This is a genomic window from Mucilaginibacter pankratovii (assembly GCF_014773265.1).
Lineage (GTDB): Bacteria > Bacteroidota > Bacteroidia > Sphingobacteriales > Sphingobacteriaceae > Mucilaginibacter > Mucilaginibacter pankratovii.
On sequence record NZ_JACWMY010000011.1, the window covers coordinates 159,450 to 184,341 of the forward strand.

Here is a 24,892-nt window from a genome sequence, read left to right on the forward strand (position 1 = left end):
AGGCCGTGCACACAAATTGCACGGCCTTTTTATTTTATCAATTCTTTTTTCCCTGCTGACATAGGGCTGTCATTACCCCATGGTTTCTTTGAATTATAAACTCAAAAACAACAAGCTATGACAACCATCGAATTTTTTTTAGATCAATTAAATGTAGAAGTGGCAACTACGCGCAAAATGCTGCAGCGTATACCAAACGATAAATACGACTGGAAACCGCATCCAAAAAGCATGAATATCCGCAGCCTTGCCACCCACATTGCCGAGCTGCCTACCTGGATACCTATGGTGCTATCTACCGATGAACTCGATTTTGCCGCTGCACCTTACAACCCAACCGTCATTGACAACACCGCCGATCTGATGGAATTATTTGAACAATCCTTTGTAGCCGGACTAGAGGCATTGGTGGCCGACAAAGAGTGGCTGATGAACGATATCTGGACACTACGAAACGGCCGGGAAATTTACAGCCGCGAGAAAAAGTGGGAAGTGATACGCCTTACCATCTCGCAAATTATCCACCACCGCGCGCAATTGGGTGTTTACCTGCGCCTGTTGGATATACCCATCCCCGGCAGCTACGGCCCAAGTGCCGATGAGCAGTTTGAACCAATAGAGGTTGAAGCGGTTTAATCTCTGCCATTAGGTTTGTCAACTTTTCAGAAAGTTGACAAACCTATTAATACCCGCTAATTTAAATGCCTTCTTTATCCACACTAAAACAAAACAGCAGTAGTTTATATTATAATGATATAAAGCAATTCTGCCCATGAATACTGCTGACAAACATTATAAATTCATTAATAGCCGCACCGGCTATGCTATCTACTACCACTCGTTGCTTAGCTCGCTGAGCGCCGAAGAGATAAAAGCCGAACTGGAAAAAGTAAAAGCACAGGTTGCCATAAAAAATAACATTTACCAGGAAACGGTTTATTGGGAAGAGATAAAAGACGAGGAATAACTCTCCTGTTAAAAAACAACATTTCCTGCATTACAGGCCCTAACCTAAAGTGAGTACTTTTACTTACCAATTATTTATAACCATGGGCGTTATATGCCCGGTAATAAAGCACATACGGAATAGATGGGCTTTGTTGTGAATAAAAAACCCCCATGCCTGTTGAAGCACGGGGGCAAAAACTCACAACAATTGTTTAACCTTTCGGTCAATTCCTAACTGCAATGTGCGTTTCAATGCTTTTATAACATACCGGCCGGCACAAAGTTTTTAAACCGGTAGGGTATTTTAATATCATTCGCGCGAAACTTTAACAATGCGGGCAAGCAGTTTTATATTTTCTGCGCCTATATTTGTGCACAATAAATATTTAGGAATACGTTAATAATAAACTTAAGAAAACACCACCATGATGAGAAAAACATTTCAGTTTAAAGCGGCAGCATTTTTTGCATTTGCCTTATTAGTTTCCAGCTTTGCATTTGCACAGCAAAAACCGGCCAGCCCGCGCGACAGCATTAGCGCTAAAGTTGCCGGCTCAACCATCACCATTAACTATGGCAGCCCATCGGTAAAGGGCCGTAAAGTATTTGGCGAATTAGAAGCATACGGTAAAGTATGGCGTGCCGGTGCAAACGAGGCAACCGTATTTACCACTACAAAAGATATTAAGGTTGAAGGCAAAACCCTGCCCGCAGGCACTTACGGTTTTTTTGCCATCCCAACAGAAACCACCTGGACCATTATTTTCAACAAAGTGGCCAAACAATGGGGCGCATATAAATACGACGAAACAAAAGATGCACTACGTGTAACCGTAAAACCGGTAGCATCGGCTATGAACGAGCGTTTGGTTTACAAAATCAACTCCAAGGGCTTCTCGTTAAACTGGGATAAGCTATCGGTACCGGTATCTGTAAAATAATTTTTTGTGATTTTAAATAGCGAGCCTCCCGGTATACCACGGGGGGCTTTGTTTTTTATGGGACTTTCTCCTCCCATCCTTCTCCACTCCCGCTCCTTTTACCTTTCTCCTTTCGTCCTTCTTCCTTTCTCTATTAACCTATATATTTACCATCGAATGAAAAGCTATTTCGCAGGGAAACCCTTACTAAAAAGAGTGGCTGTTATACTGGCCCTGGCGTTAGCCATATACCTGCTGATGCTTTTAGCCGGTCATCCGCAGGCAGTAGAAAAATACTATTCGCAGGGCCTGTACCCGGTTATTTGCTTTATACTACATCCTGTTTTAAATATCTTCCCCTTTAGCCTTGGCGATTTGGTATACATTGCTGTTGTTGCCTACCTCATTTATGCGGTTATCAGGCTGGTTAAATTGCTTTTTAAGAAGCGGTTTTTACAGGCTAGCCTTTTAATTACGGGGGTGGTAATAGGCATACAAACGGGGCTGCTGCTTTTCTATATTTTTTGGGGCATGAACTATTTCCGCCCCTCTGCCGCCGAAAGGTTGAATTTAAAGGAAGCCAAATTTACGGTGCCTCAATTACAGGCAGTAACTGCCATACTTATTGATAGCGCCAACGCCACCCGTGCACGCGTTACCCGGGCTGATCTGCAACAAAGCAACGATACCATTTACACCACTGCTATTAATGCCGTGCGGCAGTTGGGCGGCACATCGGCAAATTTTAAAACTTATAGTCCCCGCATCAAGCCCTCGCTGTTAACCCCATTGCTTAACTACATCGGCACATCGGGCTATTATAACCCCTTTACTACCGAGGCGCAGCTGAATTACCAGCAACCGGTTTTTGTGAGGCCTTTTGTGGCCTGCCACGAAATGTCGCACCAGATGGGTTACGGAGCCGAGGATGAGGCTAATTTTGTGGGCTACCTGGCGGCTACCCGCTCTAAAGACAGGTTGCTACGCTACTCGGCCTATCAGCTTGCTGTGCGCGAGTTTATGTTTAGCCTTTACCTTGCCGATAGTTTGCTGAATAAAGAATTAAAAAAACGGATATCCCCACAGGTAAAGGCCGATTTTAAGCAGGAGCGCCAATACTGGCAGGCCTACCAAAACAAGGCCAATGTAATAACCGGCATTTTTTACGATAATTTTTTGAAGGCGAACAACCAGCCACAGGGGCTTGATACCTATAACCGCATGGTTACGTTGGTAATGGCGATGTATAGGAAGCAGCAACAGCCCCCCGGCCCCCTGAAGGGGGAGCAGAAGTTGGAAAGGTAGTTAACCTAATGAACGTATGATGGAGCCTATCCCAAGGAGTAAACTAACCGCAGCGCTAAACGATCCCAAAAAGATTTGGGATGTAATTATTGTTGGGGGTGGTGCAACCGGCCTCGGCGCCGCGCTTGATGCAGCCTCAAGGGGCTACCAGGTGCTTCTGCTGGAACAGGCCGACTTTGCCAAAGGCACATCCAGCCGCAGCACCAAGCTGGTGCACGGGGGTGTACGCTACCTGGCACAGGGCGATATCAGCTTAGTAAGGGAAGCGCTTAACGAGCGCGGTCTGCTATTGAAAAATGCCGCTCACCTGGTAAGCAATCAATCGTTCATCATCCCCAATTATGAATGGTGGAGCGGTTTGTTTTACACCATCGGCCTCAGCCTTTACGATCTTTTGGCAGGCAGGCTCAGCTTTGGCAGGGCCAAACATATCTCCAAAAAAACATTAATAGAACGCTTGCCCAACATACAGCAAAAAGGCTTGTACGGAGGGGTTGTTTACCACGACGGGGAGTTCGACGATGCAAGGCTGGCCATAAATTTGGCCCAAACCGCCATCGAACAGGGCGCTACCGTGCTCAACTATTTCCGGGTGGTTAATTTAATAAAAGATGTGCAGGGCAGCATTGCGGGGGTGCTGGCTATCGATGCGGAAACCGGCGAAACCTATGATATTAAAGGTAAAACGGTGGTTAATGCTACCGGAGTTTTTGTAGATGAACTGCTAAACATGGATAAACCCGGGAAAAAGCCCATGGTGCGGCCGAGCCAGGGGGTGCACCTGGTGCTCAACCGTTCTTTTATGCCGGGAGGCGATGCGCTGATGATCCCCAAAACCGACGACGGGCGGGTGCTTTTTGCCGTTCCCTGGCACGATAAGCTGGTGGTGGGCACCACCGATACGCCGCTTGATCAGCATAGCCTGGAACCCGTAGCGTTACCCGAAGAAATAGACTTTATATTACGAACCGCCGGGCGATACCTAACTAAGCAGCCTGCAAAAACAGATGTGCTGAGCGTATTTGCAGGCCTGCGCCCGCTGGCCGCGCCCGATAAAGACTCGTCGGCAACGAAGGAGATCTCGCGCAGCCATAAGTTACTGGTTTCCGCTTCGGGCCTCATTACCATAACCGGGGGCAAATGGACAACTTACCGCAAGATGGGCGAAGATACTATTGACAGGGCCATTGTGGTTGGTAAGTTACCCCCATCGCCCTGTAGAACCAGGGCTTTGCTCATTCACGGCAGCAAGGCGGGCGTTGACAGGAGCAGCCACCTGTATGTTTATGGAAGCGATGGGGAAGCCCTCCTCCGGCTTGCCGAAGAAAACACCGCATGGAAGGACAAATTGCATCCGCACCTGCCCTACATCGCCGCGGAAGTGGTATGGGGCATTAGGTACGAGATGGCGCGTACGGTGGAAGATATTTTAGCCCGGCGTGTACGGGCGCTGTTTTTAGATGCCCGCGCGGCAATTGATATGGCGCCGGCTATAGCCACAATAATGGCGGCAGAACTTAACAAAGATGCTGCATGGAAAAAGGAACAAATTGATACATTTACACTATTGGCGCAAACCTATTTGTTAGAACCATATTTCCCGGCAGGGTAACCCGCTATACCAAAATAAACCAACCAACGGATACTAATTTATGGAAGATTACATTTTAGCTTTAGACCAGGGCACAACCAGCTCGCGGGCTATTATTTTTGACCACGCCGGAAAGATCCGTTCGCTGGCGCAAAAGGAGTTTACCCAAATATTTCCGCAACCCGGCTGGGTTGAGCATGATCCTAACGAGATCTGGTCGAGTCAGGCTGGTGTTGCTGCCGAAGCTACCGCTAAAATGGGTATCAATGGCACCAACATTAAGGCCATAGGCATCACCAATCAGCGCGAAACTACCATAGTTTGGAACCGCCTTACCGGCGAGCCTGTTTACAATGCCATTGTATGGCAGGACCGCCGCACGGCCGATTTTTGTGAGGAGCTGAAACAAGCCGGTCACCAGGAACTCATCCGCAACAAAACGGGACTGGTGATCGACCCCTATTTTTCGGGCACAAAAATAAAATGGATCCTGGATAACGTAGCCGGCGCCCGCGAAAAGGCTGTAGCTGGCGAACTTGCATTTGGAACAGTTGATAGTTGGCTGGTATGGAAATTTACCCGGGGGAAAGTGCATGTTACCGATATTACCAACGCCAGCCGCACCCTGCTGTACAACATCCGTACGCAGCAATGGGACGAAGAATTACTCACGCTAATGGATATCCCTGCGTCAATGTTGCCGGAGGTTAAACAATCGAGCGAGGTATACTGCGAAACCGCAACCACCATATTTGCTACCAAGATCCCGATAGCCGGGATAGCCGGCGACCAGCATGCCGCGCTGTTCGGGCAGATGTGTACCGAAAAGGCAATGGTGAAAAACACCTACGGTACAGGCTGTTTTATGCTGATGAACATTGGCAGCGAGTTTATCGCATCAAAAAACAACCTGCTTACCACGGTAGCCTGGAAGATAGGTGGCCAAATACAATACGCCTTTGAGGGTAGTATATTTATTGGGGGCGCCGTGGTGCAATGGCTGCGCGATGGGCTGGGGATCATCAAAACTTCGGCAGAGGTGGAGCAGCTTGCCTTAAGCGTGCCGGATACCGGCGGCGTTTATTTTGTACCCGCATTTGCCGGCCTGGGCGCACCTTATTGGGAGCCCGATGCCCGCGGTACCATTGTTGGCCTTAGCCGTGGCACAACCGCCGGGCATATCGCCCGCGCCGCAATAGAATCCATTGCTTATCAAACTATGGATGTGTTAAATGCTATGGAAGCCGACGCCGGCATGAAGATAAAGGAATTGCGCGTGGATGGCGGCGCTACCGCTAACGACCTGCTGATGCAGTTCCAGGCCAACCTGCTTAACTGCAAGGTGATAAGGCCAACAATTGTGGAAACTACGGCCCTCGGTGCCGCCTACCTGGCTGGCCTGGCCGTGGGTTACTGGAAAGATATAGATGAGATACGGGAATTATGGCAGGCAGAAAAAGAGTTTGACGTACAGGCCGAGCTTCCGAATATCCAAAAAGGGATACAGGGCTGGAAAAAAGCCATCCATACCGCCCAATGCTGGAGCGGCGAAGAAACAGGGGCTTAAAATATCATAATAAACCTTAAAAATTCATACCGATGTCTCCATTTTTAGCAGAGCTACTGGGCACTATGCTGCTCATTTTATTAGGCAATGGCGTAGTGGCCAATGTGCTTTTAACAGGTACCAAGGGCAATAACGCCGGTTGGCTGGTGATCACCACTGCCTGGGGGCTGGCCGTTTTTGTAGGGGTTACGGTAGCAGGGCCATATAGCGGCGCCCACTTAAACCCGGCAGTAACTGTCGGGCTTGCCATCGCAGGCAAATTTGCCTGGAGCAATGTGCTGCCTTATATACTGGCGCAATTCCTGGGTGCATTTATAGGAGTATGCCTGGTGTGGTTAATGTATATCGATCATTTTAGGCGAACTGACAACCCAGGGGCCATATTAAGCGTTTTTTGCACGGGCCCTGCCGTGCGCAATTATTTTTCAAATATCGCCAGCGAGATCATCGGCGCATTTGTGCTGGTTTTTGTGGTGTTTTACATTACAGGGGCCGAGTTAACGCCAACAAAAACACCCATTGGCCTTGGCTCGGTTGGGGCGTTGCCGGTAGCTTTGCTGGTATGGGTTATAGGGCTCTCGCTGGGTGGTACTACGGGTTACGCTATCAACCCCAGCCGCGATCTTGGCCCCCGCATCGCACATGCCATACTGCCCATCAAAAATAAAGGCACCAGCGATTGGCCCTACGCCTGGATCCCTGTAATAGGGCCCATCCTCGGCGCGGCATTAGCAGCGTTTTTGTATCTGCAATTGCATGTATAATGATAGGGCAATCAAAAACAATCGGTGAAATCACCCTCCATCGGTGAAATCGGTGCCAATAAAATCGGTGAAATCAAAAACAATCGGTGAAATCTGCAAAATAAAAAGGCGTTCCGTATCTCACCCCGGAACGCCCCTGCAACATCATCTCTCAAATAATGCTGATCAACTAAATCTCAGATAACATGTTAATTTTACCCAAGCTCTTTATTTAATAACCTGGCGGTTAGAAAAATTATCGTAAAAAATTCTTCGTGGCAAATGAAGCACAATTATTGTACCTACTTTTTAAAGCCACATAATTCGGTGTCAAAGATACACAATGAACGGCGCCATCGTAAATATATTGTATCCGTCTTTTGTAAAAAAGACGTTGCTTTTATACAATATGTTACATCAAAATGATAATTTATTTTATTTATTGATAAAATATCATCAAAATTTAAACCGGGATAAATACGGTAGCAATATAGTAATTATGGGGGATAGTGTAAAAAACTTTTTAAAGCAATTTTTTTGAATAAAAAACCATGCAGCATTTCAGCATCAAATTAAGCTTATTTACCCTGTATTGCCCATATTTTGCTTCTTATATATTGTATAAGTCATGAAGGCGCTTTTTCCGAAGCATTGTTTAACCGTCAAAAAAACAGTTATTTAAGGCTGCTTAAGGGGCCATATCTTCGCTGGCAGAGCCCGTTACACTATCCCCCTGCAGATTATGGCAATTATTATTAAATTAGAGGATTGAAGATAAATTTACTATTCAGGGCGGCTGCTTAGCGCCGCATTTTACCATCCATGAAAAAATTATTTACGCTCGTCGCTCTCCTGTTACCTGCATTAGCCATAGCCCAACCACATACTTCTGCAGAAATTGCCCGCTACCGGCAGCAGGCGCAGGCAGTCACCATCATCCGCGATAACTACGGCACGCCGCACATCTATTCAAAAACGGATGCCGGCGTGGTGTTTGGGTTGATGTACACCCAGTGCGAGGAGAACTTTAAAGGGATAGAACGTAATTACCTGTACCAGCTGGGCCGCCAAAGCGAGGCCGATGGCGCCACTCCTCTATATACCGATGTGCAATTACAGCTGATAGCCGATAGTACCGACGCTATAAAAGATTATAATAACAGTGCCCCGTCGTTTAAAAAACTGCTGGATGCCTTTGCCGACGGGATGAATTATTACCTCTATAAACACCCGGAGGTAAAACCAATGGTGTTTAAAAAATTCAAACCCTGGTTCCCGCTGATGTTTACCGATGGCAGTGTTGCCGCAACCGAAACCGGCGACATCAGCCCTAAAGAAACACAGACCTTTTACGGCGACGCGGGCAACACAATCGGCGCAGTGTATTCTCCCGAAAGTATTATCAATACCCATGAGGAGCGCGAAACCGGCTCAAATGGCTTTGCCATTTCGCCGTCGCGCACGGCAAGCGGACACGCTATGCTGTACATCAACCCTCATGTACCCTTTTACTTTCGCAGCGAAGTCGGGCTGCAAAGCGATGAAGGCCTGCACGCCTATGGCGTAGTTACCTGGGGCCAGTTTTTTATTTACCAGGGCTTTAACCAAAACTGTGGCTGGATGCATACCAGCAGCTATGCCGATGTTGGCGATATGTATGCCGAAAAAGTGATAAAAAAAGACGGCAAATGGTTTTACGAATACGATGGCAAGCTTAAGCCGGTTACCGTTAAAAAACTTACCCTTCGCGTTAAAAAAGGCAATGAACTGGTTGCAACCAATATTACTGCTTATTACACCCATCACGGCCCGGTGCTTGCCGCAAGGGATGGCAAGTGGCTGGCGCTGAAACACTACAACCGATCGTACAAGGCCCTGCTGGAATCGTGGCTGATCACCAAGGCTAACACCTTTGCCGAATACAAAAAAGCGATGAATCTGCTGGCCAATACCAGCAATAACACGGTCTACGCCGACGGGCAGGGTAACACCGCCTTTTGGTATGGAAATTTTATGCCCAAACGCGATCCGAAGATCAATTGGGCTATCCCGGTAGACGGCAGCACGCCGGCAACCGAATGGAAAGGTTTGCACCCGCTTGGCGAGATCGTACAGGTGAATAACCCATCCACCGGGTATATCCAAAACTGTAATTCATCGCCGTTTACTTCGGCAGGCGCGGCCAGTCCCGATAAAACAAAATACCCTTTGTATATGGCGCCCGATGATGAAAATTACAGGGGTATAAACGCCGTTAGCTTACTTAAAGATGCCAAAAACCTTACGCTGGATGGATTGATAGCAAAAGGGTACGACCATTATCTAAGCATTTTTGACGATATACTGCCCGGCCTTTTTACTGCGTATGACAACGCTCCCGACAGCCTGAAAACAAAGCTTGCGGAACCGATAGCCACGCTAAAAGCCTGGGATAAACGCAGCGCCGCGAACTCTGTGGCCACCACATTAGCTGTGGAATTGGGTACGGCAATGTTCCGCGCTATGCCGCCCGCGCCACCCGGCGAGAACAGCTACCAGGTAAAACGCGTAAAGGAATTGCTGCAAAGCATGACACCAGAACGCGAACTTGCCCTGCTGAACCAGGCATTAGCCAGCCTGCAAAGCCGTTACGGCACCTGGAAGGTGCAATGGGGCGATATTAACCGCTACCAGCGCCCTGCCGATGGCGTAACTTTTGATGATAAACAGCCAAGCCTGCCCGTTGGCCTATCATCCTCCAACTTTGGGCAATTGCCATCTTTCCAGAGCAGGGTGATGCCGGGTACGCAAAAACGCTACGGTTTCTCGGGCAATAGCTTTATAGCGGCGATAGAATTTGGCCGCTTTGTAAAAGCAAAAACCATCATCACCGGCGGGCACTCCTTTGATGCCACCTCGCCAAACTTTACCGACCAGGCCCCGGGCTACATTGATGGTAAGTTTAAAGATGTTTTATTTTACAAAGGCGATGTATTACGGCACGCGGTACAAACTTATCATCCATAGTTTTATTTATCGTGTTATTTGTTAATTTGGTAGCACCAAACCAAATCATTTGAAGACTTTTTACCTGCTGATATTATTACTCACCGCCACGTGCATAAAGGCCAATGCACAGGCGGCAGAGTATGGCAAAATTGATACTGCCGACCTTAAACTAAGCTCCTGCGATTTTGATAAAGGAGCCAATGCCATGGTTTTATTTGATGTAGCCAAAGTGAGCTATACAAAAACCGAAGCCATTGTAATGGAGCGCCACAAGCGCATAAAAATATTCAACGATAAAGGTACCAGCGAAGCCAACATCCGGCTGGAGTTTTATGGAGCGCATAGCAACGAGGACATCAAAAACATCCAGGCCGAAACGATAAATCTTGTTGGTAATACCATCGTTGTAACACCTCTTGATCCAAAGCTTATTTATAACGAAAAAGTGGATAAGGAGCGCCGCGCTGTTGTTTTTACGTTACCAAACGTAAAAACGGGTTCGGTAATTGAGGTTAAATATACCTGGAAAACACACTATGGCTACAATTACCCCGACTGGCTTTTCCAGGGTTTATTACCTAAAAGGTATAGTAAATTAGAAGCCAGCATTAACTACGGCTACTTTTTCAACATCATTAAAAAATTAACCCAAAAGCTGGATGTTGATACTTCGTTTGTACCAAAAGGCGACAGGGCCCGTACCCACGTTTGGAGCCTTTCTAAAATCCCCGGGTTTAGGATAGAGCCTTTGATGCACTCGGTAGAGGATAATTTGCAGGGGATCTATTTTAAACCCTCGCGCGGGTTTCGCACATGGCCATCCATTGGCAGGGATATTATTGACGATCCCGATTTTGGTGGTCAGTTAAAACTGCCGTTGGATAAGGAGGCCCAGCTTATAGCTGATGCAAACGCCATAAAAGATGAGCACGAGAAAATAGCCTACCTGTTTAATACCGTAAAAAACACCATGAAGTGGAATAAGGAGGACAAATGGTACAGCGAGAGCGGCCTTAAAAAAGCCTGGCTGAATAAAACCGGCAATTCTACCGAAATAAACCTTGTTCTGTATCATTTTTTAAAGCAAGCCGGTGTAAAAGCAAGTTTACTGGTATTGGGCACGCGCGACCATGGCGAACTGGAGTTAGCCAACCCAAGTTTTGGCCGCCTCAATAAAACGGTGGTGCGTGTACCTATAGATTCGCTTAACTTTTATGTAATGGATGCTACGGGTAAGTATAATACTTATAACGATACCCCTTATGAGCTGCTGGGTTTAAATATGCTGACGATAGACCCTGAAGCAAACTCCACTGGCCTAAGGTTGTTAACCACCCCTAACGTGATCCGGCTAACCACCGCTGTGCCGTCAACAGAAGTGGTTTTTGTAAACGCTGGGATAAACAGCGCCGGTAAGCTGGAAGGCAGCGTTCAAAAAACCAGTTCTAATTACAAGCGTACCAGTAAGCTGGAGGTATTTGATAATATCGGCATTAAAAAATATATAGAGGATGAACTGAAGGAAGGCAATTCCAATTTAGAAGTAACCGGGCACCAATTCTCAAACATGGAGGTAGATACCCTCCCCCTCCGCGAAGATTTTAACTTTAAGATGGAGCTTACCAGTTCTGATGAGCACTATATATTTATCAATCCCAATTTATTTACCGGCCTGGGCCCAAACCCGTTCATCAGCGAAATGCGGCTTTCTGACATTGATTTTATTTTCCTCAACACCTATTCCATCCACGGCAGGTATAACGTGCCCGTGGGTTACAAAATTGATGCTATTCCAAAAAACATTACTATCGTAATGCAGGATAACAGTATAGTTTTTAAGCGTGTTTTGGGCGAAGTGCAGGGGACTGTGATTGTGAAGTACACTATCAGCTTTTACAAAACAAAATACACGCGGGATGAATACCCCGAATTACGCCAGTTTTTTAAAACCATGTACGAGATGCTTAACGAGCAAATTGTATTAAAGAAGGACTAAAGCCTATTCCGTAAGCTATAACACATGCTGATAACTCCTTGAAAATTAAAGTATATTTGTTGAGTATATTATAAAATGAAAAAATACCTGTTCGTTATATTTTTGTTTTGCCTGCGCCTGAATGCGAATGCCCAAAGCATCTCATTTTACGATCTTACCAATCTCACCAACCTGTCTGACGGGGAGGCCCACACTTACCTGGTGCTGGGCAGGGTATTTAAGCACCAGTATATCGAAGAAAAGGATGGTAAAAAGATAGAGCATTTCCGCAGTATAAATTCTAAGGTAAGCGAGCAAACCATCACCATCGGCGTAAATACGGTATTATCAAGCGGTGTTATTTTACGCAGCGTAACCTATACTACCCGCAATCCGCAGCATGTGCTTAATTTAATAGCCCAGGCAAAAAGCGGCAGGCTTACCATGAAGTTCCAGGGATCGGATGTTGACAATAACATTTACGTTTTCGACAACGACTTTTACCATGTGAAAATGTACATCAGCACAACTGAAAACAAGGGCACCGTGGTGATAGAGCAGAAAGATTTTATAGGTTATTAAAACTTCCTACTATTTGCAAAACTGACCGCTAAGTGCGTTTACGGCCATGCATGGTTTTAACAAGATTCTGTAACAATTCCGACACCTAAATCAAAACTCAGTTTTAATCCAATTTTCTTTGGCAGATTTGTGGTTCTAATAAAACCAACACTTTCATGCGAACGGTTCTCTCACTACTTTTCTTTCTCCTAATTTCTGTAAGCAACTACGCCCAAACTGCCGGTAAAGGCAAAATAAGCGGCAAAGTTACCGATGCCGTAACCAAACAACCTGTAGATTACGCCACCATTTCGGTATTTAAACAAGGCGCTACCAGCCCTTTCAACGGCATCAGTACTGATGCGAAAGGAACATTCAGCATCGATAATATCCCAGCAGGAGATTATAAAGTTACCGTTGATTTTTTGGGTTATAAACGCACCACAATAGACCATGTCATTGTAACTGATGGTGGCAGCACACCAGCCCTGGCCAACATACTATTAGCCCCGGTACAAAACCAGTTAACCGGGGTTACCATTACGGCAAAAGCACCTATTATAGAGAACCGTATAGACAAGATGGTTTATAACGCCGCAAACGATCTTACCGCGCAAGGCGGCGTTGCTTTGGATGTGCTGAAAAAAGTACCCCAGGTTTCTGTTGATATTGATGGTAATGTAGAGCTGCAGGGAAATGCCAATGTACGTTTCCTCATCAATGGCAAGCCGTCCAGCATCTTTGGCGCCAGCCTTGCCGATGCCTTGCAGGCTATCCCTGCCAGCCAGATAAAGAGTATAGAAGTGATCACCAGCCCCGGCGCTAAGTATGATGCTGCGGGCACGGGCGGTATCATCAATATTATTTTAAAAGACAGTAAAGTACAGGGCATCAACGGCAGCATTAACCTGGCGGCCGGTACACGGTTAGAGAATGGTTCTTTCAATCTTAATGCACGCAAAAACAATTTTGGCATAAACGCCTTTTTCAGTGGCAACGCGCAGCTTAAAACTACGGGCTTAAGCAGTAACAACCGTACATCAAGCAATACAACAGAAGGCACGGTTACCAACTTAACGCAAAGCGGCGATAACACGCAGCGCAGAAGCGGCTACCAATCGGGCCTGAGCTTTAACTGGAGCATCAGCCCTAAAGATGAACTGACCGCATCGGTGGGCTTTAATCATTTTGGCAACCATAACAACGGCTTTAGCAACCAGGACGAAAGTAAGGCCACAACAGCAGGCGCGCCCATCTACGATTTGCTGAGCAACCGTACATCTGATAGCCGTTTCCACGTAAACGCCACCGACCTGAGCCTTGCCTACAAAAAACAATTTAAAACTGAAGGCCAGGAACTGGAAATATTGTACAGCACCAGTTACGGCAAAAATACCTTCTCGTACTTTAACGAGCAGGATTACCTTACCGGCGGTTACCCAACATCCGGCTCGCGCAGCAACAACCCGGGTAACGACAGGGAGACCAATATATCTATCGATTACACGCAGCCCTTCAGCAAAACCTTTACGCTGGAAGCAGGCGCGAAAGCCGTTATAGAAAACCTGAAGAACGTTGTAAATACCGATACCCTGCTAAACGATGGCAGCTATATCAACAACGCGGGCCAGAGCTACGGTTTCAACTACAAGCGCAAAGTATACGCGGGTTACCTATCGGTATCTACGGCATTATTCAATAATTTTTTGGAGGCCAAGGCAGGCGTAAGGGACGAGTACACCAACACCACGGCAGATTTCCCGGGCGTTGTTATACCGGGCTACAATACGGTAGTGCCGTCATTAACCCTATCGCACAAATTAAGCCCAACGCAATCCATAAAGGCAAGCTACAGCTACCGTATAGAGCGCCCGGACTACGGCGACCTTAACCCCTTTTTCAACATCAGCGATCCGCATAACATCAGCACAGGTAATCCCAATTTAAAACCCGAACTGAGCCATGGTATCGAGCTGGGTTACAACCGATCGTTTGATAGCGGCGCTAATATTTCTTTGGGTAGTTTTTACCGCCATAATATCGACGATATACAACCATTTACCACCCGTTATGATAGCCTGAATATTAACGGCCGAGAGTACCCCAACGTGCTTTTAAACCAGCGCAGCAACATAGGCACGCAAACTACTATTGGCGCTAACCTGTTTGCATCGGTACCGGTTACCCAAAAGCTTAATTTGCGCACCAATATGTTTTTTGCCAGCCGTACCAATACCAACCCGGGGATATCAAAAGTAACCGGACTGGCCTACCGCATAAATCTGAACGCCAGCTACCAGTTTGGCAACGACCTTACCGCCGAAGCCTTTGCCAACTACAATTCATCGCAAAAGAACCTGCAGGGAACCCGGCCATATTTCTTCTTTTACAATTTAGCCATCCGCAAGCAGTTCATGAATAAAAAAGCAAGCCTGGGGCTGCAAGCCGCAAACCCGTTTACGCATTATGTAACCCAACGGGCAACCACATTCGGCACCGGCTTTAACCAGGTAAGCATCAGGCAAGTACCACTACAATCCTTCGGCATTACCCTCAACTATAAATTTGGCAAGCTTGAATTTTCGAAAGAGAAAGAAAAAGACAGGGAAGATAACAACATGCCTGCCCAGGATGCGGGCGGGCGGTAAGCCTTTTATTTTGATAAATAAAAATGGCCGGCTCTTTTTGAGCCGGCCATTTTTTATGAAAAATTAGTGGTGCCCCTAATTTACCGTTAGTTTAATAATGGTGTCAATCGGGTCCATTGTAAGGCCATTGGTGTATATAAATACACCTTCTGGCTGTTGTTTAAACTTTACGGTGCCACCGCCATTCAGCAACACCGCTTTGGTAACCTTTTCCTTCATCTGCGGGATGAAAATATAAGATTCCCCGGGAGTGGTAGTAATATGCGCATATAGCGTTTTGCCGTTTGCGGTCATCACGCCCCATGGCTGCGGCGGCATGGTACTGCCTCTTGTGTTATAAACGCTCTCGCCGTTCTTTTTAACCCAATCGCCTACAATAGCCAGTGTATCGGTAAATTCCGATTGGATCTTGCCGTTTGGCATGGGGCCAATGTTAAGCAAAAAGTTGGCATCCCTGCCTGCAGAATTTACCAGGTAATGGATGATCTGTTTGGATGATTTAAAACTACGGTCGGTAATATTAAAGCCCCAGCTATTATTAATGGTTTCGCAGGTCTCCAACGGAAGTTTCCCAATCTTGGATTCCGCGCTAAAGCCCGTGGTGTTAGCACCCGGCAAATCCTTCTCAAACATCTGGAAATCTTCTCCGTCTATCGGCTCCAAATGGTGGTTATTACCTACCAATATGGCGGGGTTTAGTTTATGTATCAAACCGTAGATCTCATCGTAATGCCAGTTAGCGTTTTTGCGCTCCCAGTGCCCGTCGAACCAGATCCCTTTTACCGCCGGGTATTTGGTGATCAGTTCGGTAAGCTGGTCTTTCATAAATTTAATATAGCTGTCCCAGTCACCTTTTTCGGGCTTACCATTTACTATTGGGCTGCCAAAAGCATAATCGGGCCTGCCCCAATCCAGCAGCGAGTAGTAAAAGTGCAGTTCGATGCCTTCCTTCTCGCATTCTTTGGCCAGTTCCATCAAGGGATCTTTATGATAAGGCGTGGCATCCACAATATTATATGGCGACATTTTTGTACCGAACATACTGAACCCATCGTGATGGCGCGAGGTGACGGTGATATATTTCATCCCTGCCTTTTTGGCGAATTGCACCCACTCCTTTGCGTTAAATTCCTGCGGATTAAAAAAACCGGCAAGGCGTTTATAGCTATCGTAAGGGATCTTTTTCTCGTACATTACCCATTCGCCGGCACCTAAAATGCTGTAAACGCCCCAGTGGATAAATAAACCAAACTTTAAGTCCTGGAATTTTTTACGCGCGGCAAGGTTATCGGCGGTTGGCACATAGGGCCCGGTTTGGGCAACGGTGTTTAAAGCAAGCGCCGAAAGCAACGCTATGGTGAGGGTGAGCTTACGTATCATAAATAGGTGGTTAGTTTTACGCTGGGAATTTAGCGAAATTTATGTTTAACCGTAACGTTCACATTTATATTATTTATAGTTAACAGTGTATTCATAATCTTGCGGGTGAATTGTCTGAACCCGAATTTATGGAATTCAAGAATTGACAGAACTGTTTGGTGGCTAATTAATCTGCGTTTTTAATTCTGCCCATTTTAATAATTCGACAAATTCGAGTTCAGACAAATAGTGCGGCAGGCAGGTGAGTCACCTACTACATAAGCAATTTTACATTACCGATAACTATATTTACCTCATGTTAGATTCCCGCAGAGATTTCCTAAAAAAGGCAGCCATGCTTACCGGCGCAGCTGGCATAAGCAGTGTTTTACCGCCGTCTATCCAAAAGGCTTTGGCCATAAACCCTAAAATTGGCAGTACCTGGCGGGATGCCGAGCATATTGTGTTTTTAATGCAAGAGAATCGCTCCTTCGACCACTGCTTTGGGATGCTAAAAGGCGTGCGGGGGTATAACGACCCAAGGGCCATCGACCTGCCCAACAAGAACCCGGTTTGGCTGCAATCCAACGAAAAAGGCGAAACTTTCGCGCCTTTCCATCTTGATATAAAAAACACCAAAGCTACCTGGATGAACTCGTTGCCGCACAGCTGGACCAACCAGGTAAATGCCCGCAACGACGGCAAGTTCGACCAGTGGCTGATCGAGAAAAAATCGGGCAATCCCGAATACAAAGATATGCCGCTTACGCTGGGTTATCACACCCGCGAAGACCTGCCTTTTAATTACGCGCTGGCAGATGCTTTCACCGTATGCGATCAGAATTTTTGCTCTTCGCTCACCGGCACCACGCCCAACAGGTTGTACTTCTGGTCGGGCACTATACGCGAGCAGCAAAATGAAAAATCGCGCCCAAGGGTATGGAACGAAGACGCGGATTTTGGTACCCTAAACTGGACCACCTTCCCCGAGCGATTGGAAGATAATAATATCAGCTGGAAATGTTACCAGAACGAGGTAAGCGTACCCACGGGTTTCGAAGGCGAGCAGGATGCCTGGCTCTCCAACTTTACCGATAATCCCCTGGAATTTTTTGAGCAGTACAACGTAAAACTGCACGATAAGCATACCATCTTCCGCAAGAAAATGCTTGAAGTGCTGCCCGGTAAAATAGCCGAAGCCGAAAGCAAAATAAAGGCCCTGCCTGCAGATGATAAAAACCTGAAAAGATTAAAACGCGAGTTGAAATGGATGCAGGATGAGCTTGCCGACATTAAAAATAACCCGAAGCTTTTGGAGCCGGGTGCATTTGATAAGCTTTCTCAAAAGGAAAAGAACATCCACCAAAAGGGTTTTGATACAAACCGCAACGACCCAAAATACCGCGAGTTAACAACCCTTAAATACAACGATAATGGCACAGCCCGAGAGGTACAGGTGCCAAAAAGCGATGTATTGTACCAGTTTAGGGAGGATGTAAAAACAGGCAAACTGCCAACTGTATCCTGGCTGGTTGCCTCCGAAAATTTCTCCGATCACCCCGGCGCGCCATGGTACGGCTCCTGGTATGTATCTGAGGTGCTGGATATCCTTACCCAAAACCCCGAGGTGTGGAAGAAAACCATTTTTGTACTGAATTACGATGAGAACGACGGCTATTTTGATCATATTCCGCCTTTTGTAGCGCCGCATTCGCACAAGAATGGAACTGGTAAAGTATCAAAAGGTATCGATACCCGCGTAGAATTTGTAACACTGGAGCAGGAACAGGAGCGTAAAGATTTCCCTACCCATTACGACCGCGAGAGCGCAATCGGGCTGGGTTACCGGGTGCCAATGGTCATCGCATCACCATGGAGCCGCGGCGGATGGGTGAATTCTGAAGTGTTCGACCATACCTCCTGCCTGCAATTTTTAGAAAAATTCCTGAGCCATAAAACCGGCAAAAATATCAAAGAACCCAACATCAGCGATTGGCGCCGTACCGTCTGCGGCGACCTTACTTCGGCGTTCCGCCCTTATAATGGCGAGCCGATAGCCAATCCGGTGTTCCTGGATATGGATAAGTATGTGGAGGGCATCCACAAGGCAAAATTCAAACAATTGCCTACGTTCAAGAAACTGAACAACGCCGATATTTCGCTCATCAAAACCAACCGGCACGCATCTGCATTGATGCCGAAGCAGGAAACAGGCATTAAACATTCCTACGCCCTGCCTTACGAATTATATGCTGATGGCAGCCTGAGTGAGGATAAAAAATCATTCAGCATAAAATTTGAGGCGGCCGACAAAGCATTTGGCAAACAGGCCATTGGTGCACCGTTTAATGTGTACGCACCGGGCAAGCATGCAAGCCTGCAAAACCCGCAGCAAATGGAAGCAGCACGCAACTGGAGCTACGCGCTTACCGCGGGTGACAGTATAACCGATGAATGGGCGCTTAAAAATTTTGAGGGCGGTAATTACCACCTCCGCATATACGGGCCCAACGGTTTCTTCCGCGAATACAAAGGCAACGCGCAGGACCCTGACGTAAGCACCGATGTACAATACCAGCAAGATGCTACAGGCAAAAAGCTTACCGGCAACATCCAAATCGCGCTAAGCTCGGGCAACGCAAAACCGCTCACTGTAGTAATAACATACAACGCCTATAAAAGCACCCCGCTTACCCGCACGGTTTATAATGCAGCGAGGTTTATCCCATTGGTTATAAACCTGCAAAAAAGCCACGGCTGGTACGATTTCAGCATCAAAGTAAAAGGACACACAAATTTTGAAAAACGCTACGCCGGCCGTGTAGAAACCGGCAAACACAGCTTCAGCGATCCGCTGATGGGTGGGGTGGTAATTTAGTCCGAAAGTCGGGAAGTCCGAAAGAAAAACCAGTGATCCATTATGGTTTCTCTTTCGGACTTGCCGACTGCGGACTTTCGGACCTTTTACTCTCCGGCCAACACCGGGTTATTTACTACTCCCGCGAATAACACCAGCCCGGTTTTCATTTCGCGGATAACGAAGAGGAACGGGCGGTTAAACTCAAGCGTAGATATTGGGCCGGCAGAGGTTAGGCCTATTTCTACCGAAGTTACGGCAGCGGCTTCGGTACCCTGCTCATTTACATCTACAAAGGCTTTGTGCTTTACGTCGGTGATAGACAATCCGCCCGCTGTGCGGATGCCGGTAAAGTTAGCCGCATCGCTAAAAGCGTTGCCCATACCCAGATTGATCAACGGGTCTTTTAAAGATTTCTCGTACGCGAATTTAAATTTAGGGAGATAGATCTGACTTTGCTGCGCACCAAGGCCCGCCATCCAGGTGCTCCATTTAGCAGAATCTAAACCGGCTACCAATTGCTTAACCGACACCCCTTCGGCAGGAAGGATAGCTACCATGCTAAACCTGTCGTGCGCGTACGGGAACTCGGCTATGATGGTGGTTTTGCCATCTTCGGTTACCAGGTTATTGTTGTAATCTATCTTTCCGGCCATAAAATCAGCCTGTACCGTGCTGTTGTTGGCTAAGGTAAAAGTGCGTTTTTTGGTATCAGCGGTATTAAACTTATTCTTCCAGATACTTTTAAAGTAAATAGCATTGATCAGGAACATCTGGGATTCGGCACTTATGGCATCTACAATACTGGGGATCTTACCATTGGTTTTTTCGTTCACCCAGTTATTAATGGTGTTTTTGGCACTGGGGTTAGCAAAATCAAGGGCTTCTACTTTTGCCTGGTAAGCTTTGGTATTGGTTTCGATGAATTGTGGCAACACCTCCAGCCCCTGGCGGTACCATATCGAGTTGGCAATTTTTAGCTGCGTATTTGGCTCGAGTCCGGGCAATTCCGCCATCAGCTTATTGTAGTAACTGTTAATGGCGGCCTGGGTAAAGCCGTTGAAATTCATAGTGGTGTTGATAGCGGCAAGTGTTGCTTCTTTGGCTCCATTGGCGGTCATCCCCACAGCAAAGCTTACGCTTAGGGGCGACATAAACAGGTTTTTACTGTCCGGTTCGGAGGCCGCGATATTTTTAAACAATTTGAGGGTAAACGCATTATCCGCTGCTGCTTTTTGTTGTTCGGCTGGGGTAAGTACCAGGCTCTTACCTTCGCCGGGGTCGATACCATCATTTTTATTGCAGGAAACGAGGCCGATAATCAGTAAGCAGAGCAGCAGCGGAATTTTGCGTGTCATAAGATCAGTTTTTAGCGTATATTTTCACCTGGTTTATTAATTATATTACGCAGCTGCAAATGAGGATGATACAAGTTCGATGAAAAATATATCAAACGGAACTTACCGCGTTAAGGATTGCAGCGGATACCGGCCCCGAGCCTAATGCCTTGTGCGCGTATGAGCGGAAAGCCTGGCCCGCAGGGAACGCCATAATTCCATGTCGCGACCCAAAGTAGTATATATCGATAATTCCTATTTTAGTTGCATATAGCCAAAGCCTTACGATGACACAGAAAGACTTTAATAAAAAACTGACCAAACAATTAAGTTCGCTGCCAGCTTACCGCACCGTGGAGTTTGGGCTGTATGTTTGCAGGAAACTTTATCCCGATTATGTATTTTTCTCTGTCCGCAACCAATGGGGCGACGCTAATTTACTACAGGAAGCCATTGATTATTGTGACGCAAATAAACACCTGAAAGACATTAAAAACTTTAATACACAAAGGCTCATTGGCGCGGTAGACATAATAACACCTGATACTGAAGATTTTGGCGATTGGGATGGGAGCTATGCTTTGAACGCATGCACGGCTGTTTTAGACTTATTAGGATATTTGATAGATGGCGACGTTTCGCATGCTATTAATATTTCCTCGTATGTAACTGATACAATTGACTTTCAGCTGCAAGAAGCAGACAGTACGCTAACACATCTGCAACTCATTAATCACCCATTAATTAAAGAAGAGCAGGAATATCAACTACGGATAACAAAACCTGACAGTTCGCTCTTGAATAAAATCATTCAATGGATAAAGGGTGGTTAATCTTAACTTATTTTTCCTAAATTTATCTGCCCTGCAATAAACCCCGATTGCACCAAACCAAATAAAAACTTATCCTGATGAAAAAACTGCTATCCGTATTGCTGATGCTTTGTCCTGCTGTGCTGTTTGCCCAGGGCAGCAAAGTGTTTGATAATTTAACCCTCAACAGTAAGATCCTGAAAAGCGAACGCAAGTTTGCCATTTACCTGCCGCCCGATTATGAAACCAGCGGCCGCAGCTACCCAATCCTGTACCTGCTGCATGGCGCCGGCGACGACCAAACCGGCTGGGTGCAATTTGGCGAAGTACAAAATATTACCGATAAAGCCATCCGTGATGGTGGCGCTACCGCAATGATCATTGTAATGCCCGATGGCAATACCGGCCGCCGCGGTTATTTTAACGATATTAAAGGCGACTGGAATTACGAGGACTTCTTTTTTACCGAACTAATGCCCTACGTAGAAAAAAAATACCGGGTAAAAAGCGAGAAGCGTTTCCGCGCCATATCGGGTTTAAGTATGGGTGGCGGCGGCACCTTTGTTTATGCCCTGCATCACCCCGAGCTTTTTTCTTCGGCTTGCCCGCTGAGTGCGGCTACGGGTTTTCTTACTTTAGAGGATGCTAAAACCGGCATTGCCCGCAACAACCCCAATGTTACCTTTGCCGATAGCACGGTGAACAACTTTTACAACAAGTACAGCGTATTGCCTTTGATAAACGCCATGACAGACGCCAATAAAAAAGCCGTGCGCTGGTTTATCGATTGCGGCGACGACGACTTTTTATACGAAGGCAACGGACTGGTGCATAACTTGATGCGCAAGAAAGAGATCCCGCATGAGTACCGCATCCGCGATGGCGCCCATAACTGGACCTACTGGCGCGCGTCGCTGCCCGTGGTGCTGGAGTTTGTATCGCAGGCATTTCATCAATATTAATTGGTTCATAGATGATAGTTCATGGTAGAATTAGCGGGCAGTTTGCTAATTAGCTTTGCTATCTTTAATTTGGCTATGAACTATGAACCATCATCTATTAACTTATAAATCTACCATGCAACGCAGACAATTTTTAAGAAATACGGCCCTTACCGCAGGCGCTTTAGCATTTTTAGGTAATCGCAGCTTTGCCTCTTTACTGGCGGAAGGCTACCAGGTTATCCCCTTACGTAATAATGTTGGGATCTTTATAGAACAAGGCGGCACCATCGCCTGGATGGCGAACAAGGAAGGTATTGTGGTGGTTGACGCGCAGTTCCCCAACACCGCACCGCATCTGATTGCCGAAATGCAAAAGAAAAGCGATAAGCCTTTTCAATGGCTCATTAACACCCATCACCACGGCGACCATACCAGCGGCAACATCGCCTTTAAAGGCATCGCCAAAAACGTGGCGGCACATGCCAACTCGCTTGTTAATCAAAAAGCATCAGCCATAAAACAGAAAAAAGAAGACCAGCAGCTATACCCCGATACCACCTTTACCGACAGCTGGAAGGTAAAAGTGGGCGACGAGATTATCAGCGGACATTACTTTGGTGCTGGCCACACTAACGGCGACGCCTTTATACACTTTGAACATGCCAACATTGTGCACACCGGCGACCTGGTGTTCAACAAAATGCACCCCTATATCGATCGCTCTGCCGGTGCATCCTGCAGGAATTGGGGAAAAGTGCTTGAAGCCGCAACCAAACAGTTCGATAAAAATACGCAGTACGTTTTTGGTCACGCTTTTGAGCCGTTGAAAGTTACGGGCACCGTTGAGGATGTAAAACAGATGCAGGATTATATGGAAAAACTGGTAGCCTTTGTAGAAGGCAATATTAAAGCCGGTAAAACCAAGGAAGAGATATTAGCCGCAAAAGCTATCCCCGGTGTAACGCAATGGCAGGGCGATGGCATCCAGCGGAGCTTGACAGCGGCTTATGAAGAATTGACGGCCTTGTAATAATTAATCGTCATGTTGAACTTGTTTCAACACCTCATCATAAAGGTAGCCACCATGCTTAAACACTGTGCACGTGGGTTGCCGAAATAAATTCGGCACAATGCTTCTTTTAAAATCAATAAAACAATGGAGAGATCTTTTCGGTTCAACAGATTGTTGATGGTGATTCTGAGCATCATATCGCTTACTTTTAGCGAAAAAGCAATGGCGCAGCAAAAAGAACAAATGGTTAGGCTGGCAAAAATACAGGTAGAGCCATCGCAGTTAGACAAATACAACGCCGCCTTAAAAGAGCAGATGACCACCGCTGTTAAGTTGGAGCCCGGCGTATTAACTTACTACGCCGTTGCCGATAAAACTAATGCGGCACACATCACCATCCTGGAAATATATGCCGACACTGCAGCTTATCAATCCCATATATTAACGCCTCATTTTAAAAAATATAAAGAGACCGTGCAGCACATGGTTACCTCGCTGGAGCTTGTCGACGTAAACCTGCTTGCATTGGCCAAAAAACCGGGGATGTAGTTACCTTTATCATAAAGCATTAAAAACATGAAAACCTTATTTCTCACCGCAATCATATCATTGTCGGCCTTATCGGCACCCAAGTTAAACAGCACAAAACTGCTGGAGAAGATGTATGCCAAATACCACGGCAAGTGGCACACTTCCCTTACTTTCACACAAAAAACGCAGCGCTACCGAAACGATACCGTAACCCGTACCGATACCTGGTATGAGCACATTGTATACCCCAACCTGCTGCGGATAGATTTTGGCGAAAAAACCGGCAACGGCGTTATTTACCGCGGCGATTCATCCTACGTTTTCCGTGCCAACAAAGTGGTGCGGGCAGATAAGGCAGAGAACGAACTGATCTTCTTTTTGGGTGGGATGTATTTCAAAACGTTCGACCAGGTATTGGCGCATTATGCCGAGCTGAAGTTCGACCTGGCCAAATTCCATGAGGATACTTATAACGGAAAGCCCGTTTATGTGATAGGTGCCGATAAAGATGGCGAAAAGGTGAACCAACTTTGGATAGACAAAGATAAGCTGGTGGCAGTTCGATATTTTAAATACGATGCGAATGGTAAAGAAGAAGCTACCTTTGAGCAGCAGGTGCCTCTTAAAGGCGGCACCTGGAGCGAAACCTACTGCAAATTCTACATCAACGATAAACTGCTGCAGACCGAAACCTACCAGGATATTGTACCGAATTTGATGATAGATAAAGCGATGTTTGAACCGGCAATGATAGGGAAGTAATCGTCTCACGTCATGCCGAATTTATTTCGGCA

At 46.5% G+C, this 24,892-nt stretch carries 19 protein-coding genes; 17 read left to right on the forward strand and 2 right to left on the reverse strand.

Annotated features, from left to right (window positions below; all coding sequences use genetic code 11):
- Positions 1-117 precede the first annotated feature (117 nt).
- From IDJ77_RS20485 to IDJ77_RS20535, 11 genes are all read left to right on the forward strand, one after another.
- Complete coding sequence (locus IDJ77_RS20485) at positions 118-636, forward strand: DinB family protein (protein WP_191190844.1); 519 nt, start codon at positions 118-120, stop codon at positions 634-636.
- Between the two features lie 136 nt (positions 637-772).
- Positions 773-967 carry a hypothetical protein gene (locus tag IDJ77_RS20490; protein WP_191190845.1) on the forward strand — a complete coding sequence of 65 codons (195 nt, stop codon included), beginning with the start codon at positions 773-775 and terminating at the stop codon, positions 965-967.
- A gap of 406 nt (positions 968-1,373) precedes the next feature.
- Complete coding sequence (locus IDJ77_RS20495) at positions 1,374-1,889, forward strand: DUF2911 domain-containing protein (protein ID WP_224751171.1); 516 nt, start codon at positions 1,374-1,376, stop codon at positions 1,887-1,889.
- 156 nt (positions 1,890-2,045) lie between these two features.
- Positions 2,046-3,173, forward strand: a complete 1,128-nt coding sequence (locus IDJ77_RS20500) for a DUF3810 domain-containing protein (protein ID WP_191190846.1) — start codon at positions 2,046-2,048, stop codon at positions 3,171-3,173.
- A 19-nt stretch (positions 3,174-3,192) separates the two neighbouring features.
- Positions 3,193-4,785, forward strand: coding sequence for a glycerol-3-phosphate dehydrogenase/oxidase (locus IDJ77_RS20505; protein WP_191190934.1), 1,593 nt, complete (start codon positions 3,193-3,195; stop codon positions 4,783-4,785).
- A 40-nt stretch (positions 4,786-4,825) separates the two neighbouring features.
- Positions 4,826-6,331: a glycerol kinase GlpK gene (gene glpK, locus IDJ77_RS20510; RefSeq protein ID WP_191190847.1), complete on the forward strand. Its 1,506-nt coding sequence runs from the start codon at positions 4,826-4,828 to the stop codon at positions 6,329-6,331.
- A 32-nt stretch (positions 6,332-6,363) separates the two neighbouring features.
- Complete coding sequence (locus IDJ77_RS20515; RefSeq protein WP_191190848.1) at positions 6,364-7,095, forward strand: MIP/aquaporin family protein; 732 nt, start codon at positions 6,364-6,366, stop codon at positions 7,093-7,095.
- Positions 7,096-7,896: 801 nt separating this feature from the next.
- The gene (locus IDJ77_RS20520; protein ID WP_191190849.1) at positions 7,897-10,080 is read left to right on the forward strand and encodes a penicillin acylase family protein; all 2,184 of its coding nucleotides are present in this window, start codon (positions 7,897-7,899) and stop codon (positions 10,078-10,080) included.
- Positions 10,081-10,129: 49 nt separating this feature from the next.
- A complete protein-coding gene (locus IDJ77_RS20525; RefSeq protein ID WP_191190850.1) occupies positions 10,130-12,058 on the forward strand; it encodes a DUF3857 domain-containing protein in 1,929 nt (642 codons plus the stop codon).
- Positions 12,059-12,133: 75 nt separating this feature from the next.
- Entirely contained in the window at positions 12,134-12,619 is a 486-nt protein-coding gene (locus tag IDJ77_RS20530; RefSeq protein WP_191190851.1) for a hypothetical protein, read from the forward strand.
- A gap of 155 nt (positions 12,620-12,774) precedes the next feature.
- Positions 12,775-15,246: an outer membrane beta-barrel family protein gene (locus IDJ77_RS20535; protein WP_191190852.1), complete on the forward strand. Its 2,472-nt coding sequence runs from the start codon at positions 12,775-12,777 to the stop codon at positions 15,244-15,246.
- A 75-nt stretch (positions 15,247-15,321) separates the two neighbouring features.
- On the opposite strand, the gene IDJ77_RS20540 is transcribed toward IDJ77_RS20535, so the two are convergent.
- Positions 15,322-16,626: an alpha-L-fucosidase gene (locus IDJ77_RS20540; protein ID WP_191190853.1), complete on the reverse strand. Its 1,305-nt coding sequence runs from the start codon at positions 16,624-16,626 to the stop codon at positions 15,322-15,324.
- 295 nt (positions 16,627-16,921) lie between these two features.
- On the opposite strand from IDJ77_RS20540, the gene IDJ77_RS20545 reads away from it, so the two are divergent.
- Positions 16,922-19,483, forward strand: a complete 2,562-nt coding sequence (locus tag IDJ77_RS20545; protein ID WP_191190854.1) for a phosphocholine-specific phospholipase C — start codon at positions 16,922-16,924, stop codon at positions 19,481-19,483.
- Between the two features lie 86 nt (positions 19,484-19,569).
- Here IDJ77_RS20545 and IDJ77_RS20550 read toward each other — a convergent pair whose 3' ends face one another.
- Positions 19,570-20,820, reverse strand: coding sequence for a serpin family protein (locus tag IDJ77_RS20550; protein WP_191190855.1), 1,251 nt, complete (start codon positions 20,818-20,820; stop codon positions 19,570-19,572).
- A gap of 266 nt (positions 20,821-21,086) precedes the next feature.
- Here IDJ77_RS20550 and IDJ77_RS20555 point away from each other — a divergent pair, with 266 nt between their 5' ends.
- The 5 genes from IDJ77_RS20555 (at position 21,087) to IDJ77_RS20575 (ending at position 24,860) form a co-directional block, all read left to right on the forward strand.
- Positions 21,087-21,632 (forward strand): DUF416 family protein, encoded by a 546-nt coding sequence (locus IDJ77_RS20555; RefSeq protein ID WP_191190856.1) that lies wholly within the window; start codon positions 21,087-21,089, stop codon positions 21,630-21,632.
- A 77-nt stretch (positions 21,633-21,709) separates the two neighbouring features.
- On the forward strand, positions 21,710-22,573 hold the full coding sequence (locus IDJ77_RS20560; protein WP_191190857.1) for an alpha/beta hydrolase: 864 nt from the start codon (positions 21,710-21,712) through the stop codon (positions 22,571-22,573).
- 115 nt (positions 22,574-22,688) lie between these two features.
- Positions 22,689-23,585: an MBL fold metallo-hydrolase gene (locus IDJ77_RS20565; protein ID WP_191190858.1), complete on the forward strand. Its 897-nt coding sequence runs from the start codon at positions 22,689-22,691 to the stop codon at positions 23,583-23,585.
- A gap of 126 nt (positions 23,586-23,711) precedes the next feature.
- Positions 23,712-24,116, forward strand: coding sequence for a putative quinol monooxygenase (locus tag IDJ77_RS20570; protein ID WP_224751172.1), 405 nt, complete (start codon positions 23,712-23,714; stop codon positions 24,114-24,116).
- A gap of 27 nt (positions 24,117-24,143) precedes the next feature.
- Positions 24,144-24,860 carry a LolA-like protein gene (locus tag IDJ77_RS20575; RefSeq protein ID WP_191190859.1) on the forward strand — a complete coding sequence of 239 codons (717 nt, stop codon included), beginning with the start codon at positions 24,144-24,146 and terminating at the stop codon, positions 24,858-24,860.
- Positions 24,861-24,892 lie beyond the last annotated feature (32 nt).

Bases quoted from the DNA above. Each gene is read 5' to 3' on its own strand.
- IDJ77_RS20485 (WP_191190844.1), top strand. From the start codon at position 118: ATGACAACCATCGAATTTTTTTTAGATCAATTAAATGTAGAAGTGGCA.
- IDJ77_RS20490 (WP_191190845.1), top strand. From the start codon at position 773: ATGAATACTGCTGACAAACATTATAAATTCATTAATAGCCGCACCGGC.
- IDJ77_RS20495 (WP_224751171.1), top strand. From the start codon at position 1,374: ATGATGAGAAAAACATTTCAGTTTAAAGCGGCAGCATTTTTTGCATTT.
- IDJ77_RS20500 (WP_191190846.1), top strand. From the start codon at position 2,046: ATGAAAAGCTATTTCGCAGGGAAACCCTTACTAAAAAGAGTGGCTGTT.
- IDJ77_RS20505 (WP_191190934.1), top strand. From the start codon at position 3,193: ATGGAGCCTATCCCAAGGAGTAAACTAACCGCAGCGCTAAACGATCCC.
- glpK (WP_191190847.1), top strand. From the start codon at position 4,826: ATGGAAGATTACATTTTAGCTTTAGACCAGGGCACAACCAGCTCGCGG.
- IDJ77_RS20515 (WP_191190848.1), top strand. From the start codon at position 6,364: ATGTCTCCATTTTTAGCAGAGCTACTGGGCACTATGCTGCTCATTTTA.
- IDJ77_RS20520 (WP_191190849.1), top strand. From the start codon at position 7,897: ATGAAAAAATTATTTACGCTCGTCGCTCTCCTGTTACCTGCATTAGCC.
- IDJ77_RS20530 (WP_191190851.1), top strand. From the start codon at position 12,134: ATGAAAAAATACCTGTTCGTTATATTTTTGTTTTGCCTGCGCCTGAAT.
- IDJ77_RS20535 (WP_191190852.1), top strand. From the start codon at position 12,775: ATGCGAACGGTTCTCTCACTACTTTTCTTTCTCCTAATTTCTGTAAGC.
- IDJ77_RS20540 (WP_191190853.1), bottom strand. From the start codon at position 16,626: ATGATACGTAAGCTCACCCTCACCATAGCGTTGCTTTCGGCGCTTGCT.
- IDJ77_RS20545 (WP_191190854.1), top strand. From the start codon at position 16,922: ATGTTAGATTCCCGCAGAGATTTCCTAAAAAAGGCAGCCATGCTTACC.
- IDJ77_RS20550 (WP_191190855.1), bottom strand. From the start codon at position 20,820: ATGACACGCAAAATTCCGCTGCTGCTCTGCTTACTGATTATCGGCCTC.
- IDJ77_RS20555 (WP_191190856.1), top strand. From the start codon at position 21,087: ATGACACAGAAAGACTTTAATAAAAAACTGACCAAACAATTAAGTTCG.
- IDJ77_RS20560 (WP_191190857.1), top strand. From the start codon at position 21,710: ATGAAAAAACTGCTATCCGTATTGCTGATGCTTTGTCCTGCTGTGCTG.
- IDJ77_RS20565 (WP_191190858.1), top strand. From the start codon at position 22,689: ATGCAACGCAGACAATTTTTAAGAAATACGGCCCTTACCGCAGGCGCT.
- IDJ77_RS20570 (WP_224751172.1), top strand. From the start codon at position 23,712: ATGGAGAGATCTTTTCGGTTCAACAGATTGTTGATGGTGATTCTGAGC.
- IDJ77_RS20575 (WP_191190859.1), top strand. From the start codon at position 24,144: ATGAAAACCTTATTTCTCACCGCAATCATATCATTGTCGGCCTTATCG.